The sequence below is a fragment of the Altererythrobacter sp. CAU 1778 genome, from assembly GCF_054482795.1.
The window spans coordinates 51,813-67,089 of sequence record NZ_JBTLRP010000004.1 but is presented as its reverse complement, the minus strand read 5'-3'; the positions used below and the strand labels follow the sequence as shown (position 1 = coordinate 67,089).

General features: G+C 58.6%; 13 protein-coding genes. 9 read left to right on the top strand and 4 right to left on the bottom strand.

Going from position 1 to position 15,277, the window contains the following annotated elements; genetic code table 11:
- The 5 genes from ACXYN8_RS13565 to ACXYN8_RS13545 form a co-directional block, all read left to right on the top strand.
- Positions 1-296 (top strand): hypothetical protein (locus tag ACXYN8_RS13565; RefSeq protein ID WP_458890003.1); only part of this gene is annotated, 296 nt, incomplete at its 5' end.
- A 77-nt stretch (positions 297-373) separates the two neighbouring features.
- Positions 374-706, top strand: a complete 333-nt coding sequence (locus ACXYN8_RS13560; protein ID WP_103729564.1) for a ribbon-helix-helix protein, CopG family — start codon at positions 374-376, stop codon at positions 704-706.
- The gene (locus ACXYN8_RS13555; protein ID WP_458890002.1) at positions 696-3,080 is read left to right on the top strand and encodes a type IV secretion system DNA-binding domain-containing protein; all 2,385 of its coding nucleotides are present in this window, start codon (positions 696-698) and stop codon (positions 3,078-3,080) included. Before ACXYN8_RS13560 ends, ACXYN8_RS13555 begins: the two co-directional genes overlap by 11 nt.
- A gap of 37 nt (positions 3,081-3,117) precedes the next feature.
- Positions 3,118-6,054: a MobF family relaxase gene (gene mobF, locus ACXYN8_RS13550; RefSeq protein WP_458890001.1), complete on the top strand. Its 2,937-nt coding sequence runs from the start codon at positions 3,118-3,120 to the stop codon at positions 6,052-6,054.
- Positions 6,055-6,117: 63 nt separating this feature from the next.
- Positions 6,118-6,366, top strand: a complete 249-nt coding sequence (locus ACXYN8_RS13545) for a hypothetical protein (RefSeq protein ID WP_458890000.1) — start codon at positions 6,118-6,120, stop codon at positions 6,364-6,366.
- Positions 6,367-6,399: 33 nt separating this feature from the next.
- Here the strand turns inward: ACXYN8_RS13545 and ACXYN8_RS13540 are convergent, their stop codons facing one another.
- Genes ACXYN8_RS13540 through ACXYN8_RS13525 form a run of 4 tightly spaced genes read right to left on the bottom strand, consistent with a single transcriptional unit; the run spans position 6,400 to position 7,977 of the window.
- Entirely contained in the window at positions 6,400-6,597 is a 198-nt protein-coding gene (locus tag ACXYN8_RS13540) for a DUF6961 family protein (protein WP_458889999.1), read from the bottom strand.
- Positions 6,597-6,905: a DUF5818 domain-containing protein gene (locus ACXYN8_RS13535; RefSeq protein WP_458889998.1), complete on the bottom strand. Its 309-nt coding sequence runs from the start codon at positions 6,903-6,905 to the stop codon at positions 6,597-6,599. The genes ACXYN8_RS13540 and ACXYN8_RS13535 overlap by 1 nt, the downstream gene beginning before the upstream one ends.
- Positions 6,896-7,321 carry a thermonuclease family protein gene (locus ACXYN8_RS13530; RefSeq protein WP_082820013.1) on the bottom strand — a complete coding sequence of 142 codons (426 nt, stop codon included), beginning with the start codon at positions 7,319-7,321 and terminating at the stop codon, positions 6,896-6,898. The genes ACXYN8_RS13535 and ACXYN8_RS13530 overlap by 10 nt, the downstream gene beginning before the upstream one ends.
- An 11-nt stretch (positions 7,322-7,332) precedes the next feature.
- Positions 7,333-7,977, bottom strand: a complete 645-nt coding sequence (locus ACXYN8_RS13525) for a S24 family peptidase (protein WP_007011047.1) — start codon at positions 7,975-7,977, stop codon at positions 7,333-7,335.
- Between the two features lie 409 nt (positions 7,978-8,386).
- Here ACXYN8_RS13525 and ACXYN8_RS13520 point away from each other — a divergent pair, with 409 nt between their 5' ends.
- The 4 genes from ACXYN8_RS13520 to ACXYN8_RS13505 are packed head-to-tail and all read left to right on the top strand — an operon-like array spanning position 8,387 to position 15,269.
- Positions 8,387-9,241 (top strand): WYL domain-containing protein, encoded by an 855-nt coding sequence (locus ACXYN8_RS13520; protein WP_458889997.1) that lies wholly within the window; start codon positions 8,387-8,389, stop codon positions 9,239-9,241.
- Positions 9,228-12,497, top strand: coding sequence for a helicase-related protein (locus tag ACXYN8_RS13515; protein WP_458889996.1), 3,270 nt, complete (start codon positions 9,228-9,230; stop codon positions 12,495-12,497). The genes ACXYN8_RS13520 and ACXYN8_RS13515 overlap by 14 nt, the downstream gene beginning before the upstream one ends.
- Positions 12,494-13,261 (top strand): DUF4391 domain-containing protein, encoded by a 768-nt coding sequence (locus tag ACXYN8_RS13510; RefSeq protein WP_458889995.1) that lies wholly within the window; start codon positions 12,494-12,496, stop codon positions 13,259-13,261. The genes ACXYN8_RS13515 and ACXYN8_RS13510 overlap by 4 nt, the downstream gene beginning before the upstream one ends.
- Positions 13,254-15,269: a site-specific DNA-methyltransferase gene (locus ACXYN8_RS13505; RefSeq protein ID WP_458889994.1), complete on the top strand. Its 2,016-nt coding sequence runs from the start codon at positions 13,254-13,256 to the stop codon at positions 15,267-15,269. Before ACXYN8_RS13510 ends, ACXYN8_RS13505 begins: the two co-directional genes overlap by 8 nt.
- Positions 15,270-15,277: the final 8 nt, after the last annotated feature.

Here is a 15,277-nt window from a genome sequence, read left to right as displayed (position 1 = left end):
TCCTTCAAGCGCCGAATGGGCTACAAAATCCATGTGAAACCAAGACCTTTGCCATCGGAAATCGGGCGGGGAAGTGGTCGATCACAACGGTCCAAATAGGGAACAACTTCGCGCACACCGTACGCGACAAATCGCAGGCGGTAGTCAGTAAAAAAGATCGTAAATACAGTGTGGTGATGGATTCTTGCAAAAATGGCAGCTTCTCAATCAGAAATGAATGGTCGCCAATTCGCCAATCGCATTTGATTGAAGGCAGCCAGGAATGGCGCGTTCCTGCGCATTCCGAGCGTTCTTGACATGTTCTCGTTTCTGATTTAGACAATAACCGCCTTTCGCAGTGCGTTCCGGGCTCCTGACCACAAGGAGTCCGTGCATGACACGGCCAAAATCTCTCCAGGTACATGTCACCGTCGAGCTCGCTGAGCGGGTTCGTACTGCAGCAAAGCGGCGCGATATAAGCGTCAGCGAATGGATCCGGTCGCTGCTTTCGCAGGCATGCGAAAACGACGATCTTGCATCCAAGCTCGAGGCATCGCTGGACCGCGTCAGCCGCCAATCGGTGTTCACAATGGTCGGCGTCGATGCCCTTCTCGCAGGGCATGCCGATCACGGTCTGCGTGAGCGAGCCCATCAAGCCTACGCGCGCAAATGCAAGGAACTCGGGCTTACCGCAAACGCCGGCGAGGGAGGTTCCGATGAAGCGTAACCTCGTCAACTTCACGCGCGGAAGTCAGCTGCTCGGGCACTTCAGCTTCATGTTTGCAGCGGGTCTCAAGGGGCCGCTGATCATCGCCGCCATCGGCATTTCCTGGACTAGCTGGTGGACCATTTCGGCAGGGCTGAGCGATCACGAAACCTACCTCGTCTGGATGCGAATTTATGCTGCCATCTACGGCTTCATGGAGTTCGATCCGGCCAAACAGGTCGCACTCGAAACGGGGTTGGGAGGAACTATCCAGCTCCCCATCATCATGCTCGATGCCTATCCGCCGGTGATCAATGCCTGGGATCATTTGCTCGACTTGGTGGGCGATGCTCTGGTGCGTTCGGCCTTGCTTCTCGTGCCGGCTTTCGTGCTGTTCTACTGGTTCGCGGCGCGCTTCGGCAGCCGTTCGAAAGAGCGCAAGCATGAGCGCGGTGCCATGCTCGTGACACTACCGGAACTGGTCGATGAGCTGCGCGGGCACAACCAGCGCGAGCGCGCCCGAGAGCTTTCGAGCGCCATGGGTTGGAAATGGCATCTGTGTTCGCCCAAGGAACTGTCTGCGGCATTTCCATACCGGCCCTCGCATCTTGCGACGGTCGTCTATCCCTGGAGGCTCGAACAGAGCCACGCCATGCTCATCGGGACCACCGGTATGGGCAAAACAGTCGCCATGTCGGACATGATTGCCGAAGCCCGCGCCAAGGGACAGCGCTGCGTCGTATTCGACCTAACCGGCGCTTTCATCGAACACTTCTACCAGGCCGACCGGGACATAATTCTGAACCCGCTCGACGCGCGCTGTCCCCAATGGAGCCTCTTCGACGAATGCCGCACCGAAGGTGAATTCTGGGCGGCAGCGGAAGCCCTCGTACCCCATGACGGGGGCGGGGAGGCGCAGTTCTGGGTCATCGCGGCGCGAGCCTTGTTCGTCGAGTTCTGCCTCAAGCTGGTGGCCGAAGGGCGGGGCACCAATGCTGCGCTTGCCCGCGAACTGATGACCGCTGATCTCTCGCGGGTCCACGCCATGATGCGAGGCACGATCGCCGATCCCCTGACTGCTCCTGAAGCCGCGCGCATGGCGGAATCGATCCGGGCAGTGTTCAACGTGAACGCCAAGGCGCTGAAGCTCCTGCCCACTTCCAGGCGCCGCTTTTCGGTCCGAGACTGGATCGAGGAGGGCGCCCATGAAGACGAGGGCACTAACGCCAAAAGAAGTGGCTCGATGGTCTTCATCTCCGCGCGCTACGTCGACATGAGCGTGTGCGCGCAGCTGCTCACGCTGTGGCTCGATACGGCAATGAATACGCTGATGACGATGCCGCGCACCAAGGACCTCAAATGCTGGTTCTTCATCGACGAGCTGGGTGCGCTTCACCGGCTCCCCGCTCTCGAAAAAGGCCTGCAGACGGCGCGCAATTTCGGCGGCGCAATCGTCACCGGCATCCATGCCTACGCCAAGCTCAAGGAGGTCTACGGTGAGAACATGGCGATGACGCTTGCATCGCTTGCCCGGACCAAATTGATCCTCGGTACGGCAGACCGCGAGACAGCTACCTGGTGTTCCGACTTCATCGGCCATCGCCAGGTTCGCGACATGGAAGAGGGCTACACCTATGGCTACAACAATGCTCGCGACGCCGTCAGCCTGACGCCGCGCAAGCATATCGAGCCCTTGCTGCTGCCCGACCAGTTGATGAACCTGCCGCGCCTGTCAGGCTTCATCAAATTCCCGGATGGCTTTCCTGCAGCGCCGGTCCGTTTGAAGCCGATAGACCGGGAAAGAATCGCACATGTCTTCGTCGGTCGGGCCAAGGATCGAGAGCCAATCCGGAAAGCCGAAGGCGAAACTGGGGGCGGCCAGACGTCTGCTAGTCCGCCAACAAACCAGAGCGAACATCCTTCGTCGAACGATGACGGGGCAGGCAAGCCTGTCGTCCCAAAGCAAGGTACTCTTCCGCTTGAGCCGGTAGTCGAGGCGGATGCCAAGCGATCACGCCAGCAGGCGGCGAAACAGGACGAAAAGGACATTCCCGACGACCTCAGGAAGCCGTCAGGTAAGTCCGGTCATCCGCGAAAATCGTCGCCCGAAGCAAGCAAGGCAACGCCGCGTAATTCCCGTCCATTGGTGCCGACAAATGCGGCGCTCCGCAAAGGCGATCATCCCGATGAGAAGGATCCATCGAATAGCGTGAAGGAGGGACGCCGAAGCGACTTGCCGCGGGCCGATCCGCCCTCGGATAAGCCGCAAGCCGTCGATCGGACAGCCCAGCGCCAGCGAGAGGCAGAAGCCCGCAAGCTCATGCTCGAAGACGGCGTTCCCGAGCAGGATCAGCCTTCGCACGGGGGTCCCGACCTCGGCGATTTCGAACTGTGACGCACGAGGCAGACGCCGCCGGGCGGAGTGACGCCTGATGCTCTCTGTAGCCAACGTCCGTACCGCCAGCGGCGCTGCCAACTACTTTGCCGCTGACAATTACTATACCCGCGCCGATGCCGAGAGATCTGGTCAATGGCTTGGCAAAGGCGCGGAGGCGCTTGGACTGCGAGGCGTTATCGAAGCCTCGCAGTTCGAGGCCGTGCTCAAGGGCATGCTGCCCGATGGAAGCCGTGTCGGGAGCGATAACAGGGCGCATCGCGCCGGCACCGACCTCACATTCTCGATGCCCAAGAGCTGGTCCATCCTTGCCCTCGTCGGCGGCGACAGGCGTATCCTCGATGCCTATGGCGCTGCCGTCCGCGAAACTCTGGCCTGGGCTGAGAAGAATCTCGCCGAAACCCGCATGGAGGTCCGAGGCAAGGAACGGGTGGTCGCGACGCGCAATCTCGTGATCGGGCTTTTCCAGCACGATACGAACCGCAATCAGGAGCCCAACGCGCACTTTCACGCCGTGGTTGCCAATGTCACCCAGGGACCCGATGGCAAATGGCGAGCGCTGAGAAATGACAAGATTTGGGAGCACAACACGCTGCTCAATGCCATGACCATGGCGCGCTTCCGCTTGGCCGTAGAAAAGCTCGGCTACCAGGTTGGGGAATACGGCAAACATGGCAATTTCGAAGCGGTGGGCGTTCCTAAACCCGTTCGTGATGCCTTCAGTTCGCGCCGTGCCGAGATCCTCGACAAGCTTTCGACGATGGAAGGCAAAGGCCTCGCGGCGCGCAATGCGGCCAATCTGATGACCCGGGCGGACAAAGGGCCGGTGGCAGACCGCCAGGCTCTCGTGAACCAATGGCGCGAGGCAGCAGCACAGTTGGGCTTTGATCCGAGGCTTGTTATTTCACAGGCCAATGCACGGGCCGCCACCGACATTGGCTCTGTCTCCGGAATTGGAAACTCGGTGCGATCGATCGGCCAGCGGGCGCGGATGCTGGCTGCGACGTTTACGGAGCGTCTGGGGCTACGTCAGGGCGACCCGCTTGTGCCGCGCGACATGGGGCGCCGGACGCCCGAGCAGATCGCCGCCGTTCATGCGGTCGCATCGGCGATCCGGCACTTGGGCGAGCGCGAGGCAGCGTTCTCGCGGACCGAGATATATCGCTCAGCGCTAGGCTTCGCCTTGCCCACTACTCTTGCCGATATCGAACACCGCGTCGACCAATTGCTGCGTCAAGGCCACCTGCAAAAAGGCAAGGGTGCAGATCGCAATCTTGTCACGACCCGCGATGCGATCGGGCTCGAGCAACGCATCATCGCCGCCGTCGAGAACGGACGCGGGCATGGAACTGCCGTGGTCGCAACTGATGTGGCCGGAGAGCGGCTACAGGCGCTATCTCAGCTCAAATATGGCCTAACCTTGAACCCTGGGCAGGAAGGGGCAGGGCGCCTGCTTCTCGCCTCGCACAACCGGATTGTCGCTATTCAAGGCGTAGCTGGCGCCGGCAAGAGTACCGTCCTCAAACCCGTGGCGGACATCTTGCGCGAGGAAGGCAGGTCCGTACTCGGGCTAGCAGTCCAGAACACGCTCGTGCAGATGCTTGAACGTGACACCGGCATTCCTTCGATGACGGTCGCGCGCTTTCTACGCCAACATCAGGGTCTTCTGGCAGGAGCAGACCAAGCGAGGCTTGCCGAAGCTCGCGCGTCTCTGCGCGGCACCACGGTGCTGCTCGACGAAGCCTCGATGGTCGGCAATGCCGACAAGGAAAAGCTGGTGCGCCTCGCCAACCTGCTTCAGCTCGACCGCTTCGCCAGCATAGGGGACAGGAAGCAATTGGGCGCTGTCGATGCGGGCAAACCCTTCGACGTCATGCAGCAGGCAGGCGTCGAAACCGCCATCATGAACACCAATCTGCGCGCGCGAGAGAGAGCGCTGCGTGACGCTCAATATGCAGCGCAGGGCGGAAATATCGATGAGGCCTTGCGACATCTTGGCCCGCATGTCGTCGCGTCGGGAAATACAGCCGCCGTCGATGCCGCGGCGGCCTGGCTATCGCTTTCGCCTGCAGAGCGGGAGGTGACCGCGATTTATGCTTCGGGTCGCAACTTGCGCGGACAGGTGAATGAAGCCGTCCAGACTGGGCTCAAGGCCAATGGAGAATTGGGACCCGGTTCCTTGGGTCTCACTGTGCTGTCGCGCGTCAACCTGACGCGTGAGGAAATGCGCTATGCGCGCAGCTATGCAGTCGGCATGGTGCTCGAAGTCGACCGCCGGCAAAGGGGGCAGGGGCTGCAGAAGGGCCGCTATGATGTGATCGAAACCGATCCCGCCCGCGAACGCGTGATGCTAAAGAACGAGCGGGGCAAGCGTTTTGAATTCCGGCCGGGCCAGATGAGACCGCAAGGTGAGCAGGATCCGCTGCGTCTGTTTGAGGTTCGCCCACTAGAAATTCACGATGGTGACCGCATCCGCTGGACGGCGACCGATCATAAGCGCGGCCTGCTCAACGCCGATCAGGCGCGCATCGTGGCGGCTGATGCCAAGGGTGTCACGGTGAAAACGTCGCTTGGCGCCGAACAACTGCTGGGGCTCGGCGACCCCATGCTCGAGCGTCTTGATCTCGCCTACGCGCTCAATGCGCACATGGCGCAGGGTCTGACCTCCGACCGCGGGATTGCCGTCATGGACAGTCGCGAACGCAATCTTGCCAACCAGCAGACATTCCTCGTCACGATAACCCGTCTGCGCGATGGTCTGACCCTGTTTGTCGACAATGCGGGCAAGCTCGAAGCAGCTGTTGAGCGCAATCCAGGAATGAAGCGCTCGGCACTCGAAACGGTCAATCAGCTGCGCGATGCGGCAGCAACGGGCCAGGCTAAGGGCAAGGCGTCTGATCGTTCGCAAGAACCGGTTCGCGAGCCGCCCGAACTCGATCGCTCGATCACCAAGCCCTTCGAAATCGGGATCTGACGCAGCGTCTATCCGCATGGGTTCATATGGCACCGGTTGACTGTTAGTTCTGTTTTTGTTCTCATGGCGACCATGTCTCGAATCGCCGATGAGATCCTGTTTACGCACATCGAGGTCGCGCTTGCGGTTGCGTCCGAAGCAACGCTTGTCGGGCTCGGTGCTGACGACCTGCGAACCCAGCGCAATGCTCGTGTCGATCTCGCGCGCCACCTGGTCGAACGCATGCAGGGTTTGGAGTTCGAAGGAGAGGGGAATGCCGGCAGGAGCTCTCAGCCCACTCTCTTTCCGGGCGATCTCTCGCCGATGGGCTGACCAGCATTGAGATGTGGCTGAGGCAATACTGGCTTATTGCAGGCGCGTCGGGCGATCTTTTCCCATCAGCTCTGCCACGCGTTTGCCGATGGCTTTCCAGGTGGCAATGCCCGCCTCGTCCTGCGCCAGCGCGCGCGCGCCGATCTGCTCGGCGACATGAAGCGGTGCATTCTCACCGTGGGATTTCAGAACCTGGTTGGCACAGGCCCAGAGTTCCCAATCGCTCAGCATCAGCCGAGACGTCCAACAAGGCCGAGGAGGAACGCGATCAAACCGTAGCCCACGACACTGCACGCCAAGAGAAGTTCTACATTGAATTTGGAGCGAGGAGGGCGGGGTTGTCCTGCTGGCCAGATCTGATCGCAGATGAGCTCGTTGAACCCGGCGCGGCGTCCGCAGACTTCCACTTCGCATCCGAGCAACCGACGTGCTCCACGCCCGGTGTCGAGCTCCCACACGCCGCCGCCTGAATGCAGTTCAAGTCCGAAGGGGCCTTCTACAAGACGGCCTGTCAGATAGAGCTCCGGGCTTAGCGGCATGCAGGCCCTTTCCAGTAGCGATCCCAACGCAGCACCGTGCGTGTCTGGATCATCGAGCAGGAGAGATCGGCTCCGTTCGGCAGTCGGCACCAGGCAGCCGTCCGGTTGCCGCCGGCCGAACCTTCCGACCGGCATGTCAATCTCGGTCCACGAACCACGACGTGCCCTGTCGATATGGTCCCGCGAGGGCCGCCAAGAAGATCGACGAGAGCGTCACGCGCTTCGATAGCCGACGCGTCGGGGCAGGGCTGGTTGGTTCGGCATGTTCCATCCATTTCGCGCGCGGCGATCCCGGCGATGCGGACATGGGGGCCTTCGGCACACCATATGGGTCCGTCGCCATCCCAGACATGCGTGGGTGTGCAGGTAAAGGTCTGGCCGGCAGCGACGATCGAGGCAGCGAGGAGGGCAAGCATTGGCGAGCTACCTAGCGAAGCGCGCGGCCGAACCAAAGCACGCGGCCGACAATGTTGATCGTCCGCTTCTCCAGTCCGCGCCAACTGGGATAGGCCGGATTGTCGCTAAGCACCGAGACCCGCTTGCCTTGCGGCTCGATTGCGACCCGCTTGACGCTGAGCATGTCGTCCATGCGCAGCACATAGATCCCGTCGCGCAGCCGCGACTGCCCATCATTGAGATCGACCATTACTTCATCGCCGTCATGCAGCGTTGGCTCCATCGAATCCCCGTGCACGGCGATGATCGAAAGGCTCGTCGCCTTGCTTGCGGTCAGACGGCGCAGCCACTTTTCGTCGAACCCGAACTGGGCGCATTTGGATTCCATTTCGGCCAAAGCGCCGTGCCCCGCCGAGGCTTCGACATCGAGAACCGGGACATGGACCAGTTCGACGACCGGGCCGGATCGCCGTTCGGGCGCACCGAGGATCTTCTCGTCTACTCCGAAAAAGCGGGCGAGCACGGAGCGGTCCTGCTCGTCCAGTTGCCGGGGACTGCCGCGGCGGATGTATTGCTGGATGTAGGCCGCGTTACGTCCAAGAAGGCGGGAGATTGAGGAGTAATTACAGCCTCGTTGCTGGATCAGATCGTCCAGGGCTTTGCGTGCATCTTCCATCGCTGCGGGTCCTATCGCATCCGTCTAGGAAATTCGATCCTAGACTCTAGGAAGTCTTCCTAATAAGAACATAACAAGAACACAAGCGGAAAGCGAGTCGAAGGCGATGGAGCTCCTGGACCAGATTGAGGGCTATTTGGCGCGAAGTGGTACGAAGGCCAGCATGTTTGGTAGGCAGGCAGTCGGGGACCCACGGTTTGTTCAGGATCTTCGCGAAGGGCGTCGGCCGAGGCGCAAGACGACGCAACGCGTCCTTAATTTTCTCGCGTCTACAGAGGGAGTTGCGTCCACGCTCTCGGATCGTGTTGACGTGTAGGCGGATTAGATTCGCATTGCTTTAATTACGTCCGTCCAGTAGGTGTGCCCATACAGAAACTGGTCAGTCCAGCTTTTGTGGGGGCTACGGGGCATGGACGTCGAATCAGGATTACGAAGAGGGGTAGAGAGCAGGCTGGAATTCATCGAATTCCGGTTGTTCTGGGAAGGTCACGTAAACCGAAGCGACATCGTCGAGACATTCGGGGTTTCAATCAATCAGGCGTCAGCCGATCTCAACAGATATCTGGGGCTGGCCGAGACCAACATGGTCTACGACAAAAGCGCACGGACCTATGTGCGAAGCTCTTCCTTCAAGCCAATCTTCCATAAGCCTGACGCCGAGCGGTATCTCACCCAGATCCGGTCGATAGCTGACGGGATCATTACGCCCGACGATGCCTGGATAGGCAGCGTTCCGGGGTTTGCTTGTGCGCCAACTCCTGCCCGCGGGGTGTCTGCACCCATGCTCAGAGCGGTCGTGACCGCAATCAAGCGCAAGGAAGCACTCGAGGTTCTCTATCAGTCGATGTCGTCGCCGGATCCGTCCTGGCGCTGGATCGCGCCGCATGCCTTGGTGTTTGACGGGTTCAGATGGCACGCCCGAGCACACTGCGTCCGTAGCGGTGAATTCAAGGACTTCGTCCTGTCCCGCATCGGTGAAACGCGGGCGAGCAAGGCTTCCGATGTCGCAGCTTCGCGAGATGTCGATTGGCATTGTGACGTTGACCTTATCATCGCGCCCCACCCCGATCTGAGCGCTGGTCAACGAAAGGCAATCGAACTCGATTACGCCATGGATCGGGGCAGGGCGACGATCCCGGTCAAGCGCGCACTCCTCTACTACGCACTAAAGCGCCTGGGGCTCGACACGGACCCGTCGGCTCGGCGGCCTCAGGATCAGCAGATCGTCCTGCTCAATCGGGAGGCGATCCATGCAAATCATTGATAACAATTCCCATCTGTGGGGTGAGGATCTAAAACAGGCGCTGACAAAGGGCTCGCGTGTGAAGATCGCCGCCTCCTGCTTCTCGATCTATGCCTTCGAGGCGCTCAAGTCCGAGCTTTCTAGGATCGAGAGCCTCCAGTTCATATTTACCGCGCCCACTTTCACCCCGAACGGGGCGATTGATCGCCTGACCAAGGAACGCCGGGAGTTCTTCATTCCCAAGGCGCGGAGAGAGAGCGGCCTTTACGGGACTGAGTTCGAAATTCAGCTCCGCAACAAGCTGACGCAGCGTGCCGTGGCACGCGAATGCGCCGACTGGATCCGCAAGAAAGCGAATTTCCGATCCAACGGGACTAAGGCGCCGATGCAGCAGTTTATGCATGTAGGTGGCCCCAACGGAGAGGTCGCCTACATGCCGATTAGCGGGTTCACCGCGGTCGACCTGGGTTACCAGAAGGGCGATGCCGTCTCGAATTTCGTAACCCGCTTCGACGACCCGAGCCACACGCAGATGTACCTGCAACTATTCGACCAGATATGGTCGGATCCTGAGAAATTGCAGGATGTCACGAACGCCATCTGCGACCACATCGAGTCCGTGTATCAGGAAAATGCTCCTGAACGCATTTACTTCATGATGCTCTACAACATCTTCCGCGACTTCCTCGAGGAGGTCGATGAAGATGTCCTGCCGAACGACCTGACCGGCTATCGCGAGAGCGTGGTCTGGAACAAGCTGTTTAATTACCAGAAAGATGCTGCCACCGGCATCATCAACAAGCTGGAAACCTACAACGGTTGCATCTTGGCCGACTCAGTGGGCCTCGGAAAGACGTTTACCGCCTTGGCGGTGATCAAATATTACGAGCTGCGCAACCGGTCCGTCCTGGTGCTCTGCCCAAAGAAGCTGGCGGACAACTGGCGCAACTATAACACCAACCTGACCACCAACATTTTTGCGAAGGACCGGTTCAACTACGACGTCCTGTGCCACACCGATCTGTCCCGCACTTCCGGGGAATCATTCGGCATCCCGTTGAACAGGGTGAACTGGGGCAATTACGACCTGGTCGTCATCGACGAATCCCATAACTTCCGGAATAACGACGTCTTCAAGGATCGGGAGACGCGCTACCAAAAGCTAATGAACAAGGTCATCCGGGCGGGCGTGAAGACCAAGGTCATGATGCTCTCGGCAACGCCGGTGAACAACCGCTTCACCGATCTGCGAAACCAGCTCGCGCTGGCTTACGAGGGGCAGTCCGAGGCCCTCAGTAAGAACTTGAAGACAGACACCAGCATTGAAGAGATTTTCCGCAGGGCTCAGAAGGCCTTCAACGAGTGGACGTCGCTGCCCCCCGAGGAGCGAACCGCGGCGTCGATCCTCAAGGCGCTGGACTTTGACTTCTTCGAACTGCTCGATTCCGTGACCATTGCTCGGTCCCGCAAGCACATCGAGACCTTCTACGACACGAGGGATATCGGCAAATTTCCGCAGCGCCGGAAGCCGCTGTCGTTCCATTGCCCGATTACCCAGCGGCCGGATGTAATGGGGCTGAACGATATCTTCACGCAGCTGTCGGTGCTGAAGCTCGCCGTCTATGCTCCCATCAGCTACATCCTTCCTAGCCGCTTGCGGAAATACGAAGAGATCTACGACACGCAAGTCGAGGGTGGCCGGGGCAAACTGCGCCAGGCCGACCGAGAGCGCAGCCTCCAGGCATTGATGACCACCAATCTTCTGAAGCGCCTCGAAAGTTCGGTCGCGGCGTTCCGGCTGACACTGCATTCGCTCGGCACCAACATTTCGCGCACGCTCGATGCCATCGCAGAGTTCGAACGAACTGGTCGCGGCGGGAGCATCGGTGACCATCTTGAAGAGATCAGCGAGTTCGACCCTGAGGATGAAGACCTGGGTGGCCTCGACGAATTCACCGTCGGCAAGAAGGTGCAGATCAGCCTTGGCGACATGGATCTGCCTTCGTGGAAGCATGACCTATCCGCTGACCTCGTTCTAATCGAGAGCCTGATCGCCTCGATGGAGATGGTTGCACCTGCCGATGACGCCAAGCTCCAGCACCTGCTTTCACTGCTCCAGCAGAAGATTCATGCCCCGCTCAATCCGGGCAACCGGAAGGTTATCATCTTCACGGCGTTCGCAGACACGGCCAATTACCTGTACGAAAATGTGGCGGCTTTCGCGCAACAGGAGGGCCTGCAAACGGGCAAGGTCACGGGATCCGACGCCCCCAAGACCACGCTCAAGAAATCCTACGATTTTCAGAGCGTACTGACCCTATTCTCCCCGCGCTCAAAGGAGAAGGCCATTGTCCTGCCCAACGAGCCAGGCGAGTTGGACATCCTAATCGGCACGGATTGCATCTCGGAAGGCCAGAACCTCCAGGACTGCGATTTCCTGGTGAACTACGACATCCACTGGAATCCGGTCCGGATCATCCAGCGTTTCGGCCGTATCGACCGCATCGGCTCCCCCAACAGCCAGATCCAGCTGGTAAACTACTGGCCGGACATCACGCTCGATGAATACATAAACCTGAAAGAACGCGTCGAAAACCGTATGGTGATCGCCGACGTCACCGCAACTGGTGACGACAACGTGCTAACCGCCAAGTCGAGCGATATCGCCTACCGAAAGGAGCAGCTCAAGCGCCTCCAGGACGAGGTGATTGAACTCGAGGATGTGAAGGCCGGCATCTCGATCACCGACCTTGGCCTCAATGATTTCCGCATGGACCTGCTCAATTACGTCAAGGAGCATGGTGAGCTCGACAACGTACCGTTCGGCATGCATGCCATCGTCCCGGCACAGCCAGAGCTTGGATTGCATCCAGGCGTCATCTTCGCCTTGAAGAACATCCATGACAGCGTAAATGTGAACCAGCAGAACCGGCTCCACCCGTTCTACCTGGTCTATATCGGTGACGATGGGGAAATCGTCGCCGACCATACCGAGGTCAAGCGGCTGCTCGATCTGATCCGCACCAGCTGCAAGGGGCAGATAGAGCCGATCCGGGAGGTTTGCCGGGTCTTCAACGAACGGACCGATGATGGGCGCCAGATGGTGCGGTACTCTGACCTGCTTTCCAGCGCAATCCGCTCCATGATCGAGGTGAAGGAAGAAAAGGACATCGACAGCCTTTTCAGCGGCGGGCGAACTACGGCGCTCACCCACACCATCGAGGGGCTGGACGATTTCGAGCTGATCGCGTTTCTGGTCATCGAGGGGGGATCATGATCCTCTACGAATGGCCCCGGGCTGCAGCGTTCGGGCGCGTAATCCCCAAAAGCAAGATCTACGAACATGCTAGTGCCAACTCCGCGCTGAAGGATCTCTTCGTGCGCGAGGTGGATCAGATCGTCTGGTCCCACAAGCTGGCCCCCGAGACAGTCAATCTGGCGGCCACGAAGCAGGTGGCCGAGATTCAGATTTTCCGCATCACCGCGCGGACGGCAACTCTGAACCGTGATGTGCTGCGTGCCATCGACAAGGCCATCCCGTTCCCGCTGATTTTCGAGTTGGTGCACGGCAACCGCGCCAAGCTGGTCGCAGCTAACAAGCGTCCTAGTGAGGCGGACAGCTCGCGCTGGGTGGTAGGCGATTATTTTGAGGGTGACTGGCTACTCGAGGATGCATCCCGAGCGCCCATGCCGGTGGCTCTAAATCTTGGGGCTCTTTATGAGCGGCTTCTGAGCCCGCTGGTTGAGGGGCAGACGGCCCGCCTGATCCCCGACACAGGCGACAGCCCGGCAACTTCCGGCAGCGCAACCGCACTCGGAGAACCCATCTCGCTGGAAACGCGCATCGCGCAGGCAGAGGCGATCAAAGCCAAAACCCGAGAGGTCGATCGGATCAAGGGGCGGCTGGCGCGCGAAAAGCAATTCAACAAACGCGTGACAATCAACGCCGAGCTGCGCGCAGCCAAACAAGAATTGAACCAGCTGAGGGCGGTCACCGCCGGTACTGCTGTTACGAATTACCAAGAGGACGACCATGGATAAGCTGAAGATGCATAGCCCCGACCTGAGCCAGGAGAACATCGCCAAGATCCGCGACTTGTTCCCCGGCTGCGTGACCGAGGCGCGCGACGAAGCGACTGGCCAGCTGCGTCTGGCGGTGGACTTCGATCAACTGCGTCAGGAGTTGAGCGACCACATCGTGGAAGGGCCGCAGGAGCGGTATCGACTCGATTGGCCGGGAAAAAAGAACGCACTTTTGCTTGCGAACGCGCCACTTTCGAAGACACTGTTACCTAATCGCGAGCAGAGCTTAAACTTTGACAGAACGCGAAATCTCCTGGTCTCAGGGGACAACCTCGAGGCATTGAAGCTGTTGCGAGAAACGTTCTTGGGTGATGTGAAAGCTATCTACATCGATCCTCCCTACAATACTGGAAGCGATTTCATCTACAATGACGACTTCGCGGAGACGACAGAGGAATATTTGATTGCATCAAGTCAATTGAGTGACGATGGCTCTCGACTTGTGGCCAATCCAGAGTCCCATGGCCGTTTCCACTCAGATTGGTTAACCATGATGTACTCACGCTTGAAGATTGCGAGAAACCTTCTTGCGGATGACGGCGTAATATTTGCTTCTATCAGTGATGAAGAGTCCGCAAATATGAAACGGCTCCTCGATGAAGTTTTTGGCGAAGATAACTTCATTGACACTATCGTAGTCGAAATGTCGACAACCTCAGGTCCAAAGACAGTTAATGCACAGCAGGGAACCATCGTAAAGAATGCTGAGTTTGTGCATGTATTTAGGAAGACGGCGTCTTTTGATAGCATAAGGCACACGCCATTATTTGACGGAGTGGTATCTTTTGATACTCACTATACGATTTGGATGAACGAAGACGGAACGTTGAGCACACTTGCCCAAAAGATGATTGAAGACGACAGAGTCGGTGCCGATATAGAAAAGTTTGGATTTTCTTCTCGAGGTTCGTTCAGCGTCAAAAATATGGATAGGCTGTTATCCGTATCTGATGCTGCAAAGGACTTTATAAATGGCAACCTCGACAAGATCGCTCGTATAGATAGGCCGCCAGTCTCTGCCGGTAACGAATCCACTGAGGTTGGTTGCTGGATTGCCTTCGAGGCAGATCACCGGACGTATTACCTAACGACTTTGTCAAATGGGACGCTCCAAGCTCTCATGCCTCTATCGTTAAATTATCGCATGTCTGACGATTACAAGCCTCGGTTTGGTCGCACCGTAATTCGCGGTGACCTATGGAAGGGTTTTTATCAGGACATGGGGAATGTCGCGAAAGAAGGTGGCATTGCATTTGCCAACGGCAAAAAGCCGGTGCGGTTGATAAAGCAGCTATTGAAGTGGGCTAATAACACCAAGGATGGTATTGTTCTTGATTTCTTCGCGGGATCGGGAACCACCGCTCATGCGGTCATGGAAGCTAACGCAGAGGACGGGCTAAACAGAACGTTTATACTTGTCCAACTTGATGAAGTTCCGGATCCAAAGTCAACTGCGGCGAAAGAGGGATTTGCAACGATAGCCGATTTGTCCGCCGAACGTCTTCGTCGTGCCGGAAAGAAAGTCCTCGAAGGCGAATGCCACCCTGACTGGGACCGCGATGTCGGCTTCCGAGTGCTTAAGGTGGACACGTCCAACATGAAGGACGTCTATTATCGCCCGGACGAGCTGAAGCAGTCCGACCTGCTGGACATGGTCGACAACGTGAAGGAAGGCCGCACTGCCGAGGATCTGCTGTTCCAAGTGCTGGTCGACTGGGGCGTGGACCTGACGCTGCCGATCCACCGTGAGACAGTGCAAGGCAAGACCATATTCTTCGTCGACGACAACGCCCTTGTCGCCTGTTTTGATCGTGGCGTGACCGAGGAACTGGTGAAGGAGTTGGCGAAGCGTGAGCCTTTGCGCGTTGTCTTTCGGGACAACGGCTTTGTCTCGGATGCGGTGAAGATCAATGTCGAGCAGATTTTCCGCCAGCTCTCGCCGTCAACAGACGTCAAAGCAATCTGAGGCTGCAC

Coding starts and splice junctions, on each gene's coding strand:
- ACXYN8_RS13525 (WP_007011047.1), bottom strand. CDS start 7,977: ATGGAAGATGCACGCAAAGCCCTGGACGATCTGATCCAGCAACGAGGC.
- ACXYN8_RS13510 (WP_458889995.1), top strand. CDS start 12,494: ATGATCCTCTACGAATGGCCCCGGGCTGCAGCGTTCGGGCGCGTAATC.
- ACXYN8_RS13545 (WP_458890000.1), top strand. CDS start 6,118: ATGGCGACCATGTCTCGAATCGCCGATGAGATCCTGTTTACGCACATC.
- ACXYN8_RS13520 (WP_458889997.1), top strand. CDS start 8,387: ATGGACGTCGAATCAGGATTACGAAGAGGGGTAGAGAGCAGGCTGGAA.
- ACXYN8_RS13505 (WP_458889994.1), top strand. CDS start 13,254: ATGGATAAGCTGAAGATGCATAGCCCCGACCTGAGCCAGGAGAACATC.
- ACXYN8_RS13515 (WP_458889996.1), top strand. CDS start 9,228: ATGCAAATCATTGATAACAATTCCCATCTGTGGGGTGAGGATCTAAAA.
- ACXYN8_RS13540 (WP_458889999.1), bottom strand. CDS start 6,597: ATGCTGAGCGATTGGGAACTCTGGGCCTGTGCCAACCAGGTTCTGAAA.
- ACXYN8_RS13560 (WP_103729564.1), top strand. CDS start 374: ATGACACGGCCAAAATCTCTCCAGGTACATGTCACCGTCGAGCTCGCT.
- ACXYN8_RS13530 (WP_082820013.1), bottom strand. CDS start 7,321: ATGCTTGCCCTCCTCGCTGCCTCGATCGTCGCTGCCGGCCAGACCTTT.
- ACXYN8_RS13555 (WP_458890002.1), top strand. CDS start 696: ATGAAGCGTAACCTCGTCAACTTCACGCGCGGAAGTCAGCTGCTCGGG.
- mobF (WP_458890001.1), top strand. CDS start 3,118: ATGCTCTCTGTAGCCAACGTCCGTACCGCCAGCGGCGCTGCCAACTAC.
- ACXYN8_RS13535 (WP_458889998.1), bottom strand. CDS start 6,905: ATGCCGCTAAGCCCGGAGCTCTATCTGACAGGCCGTCTTGTAGAAGGC.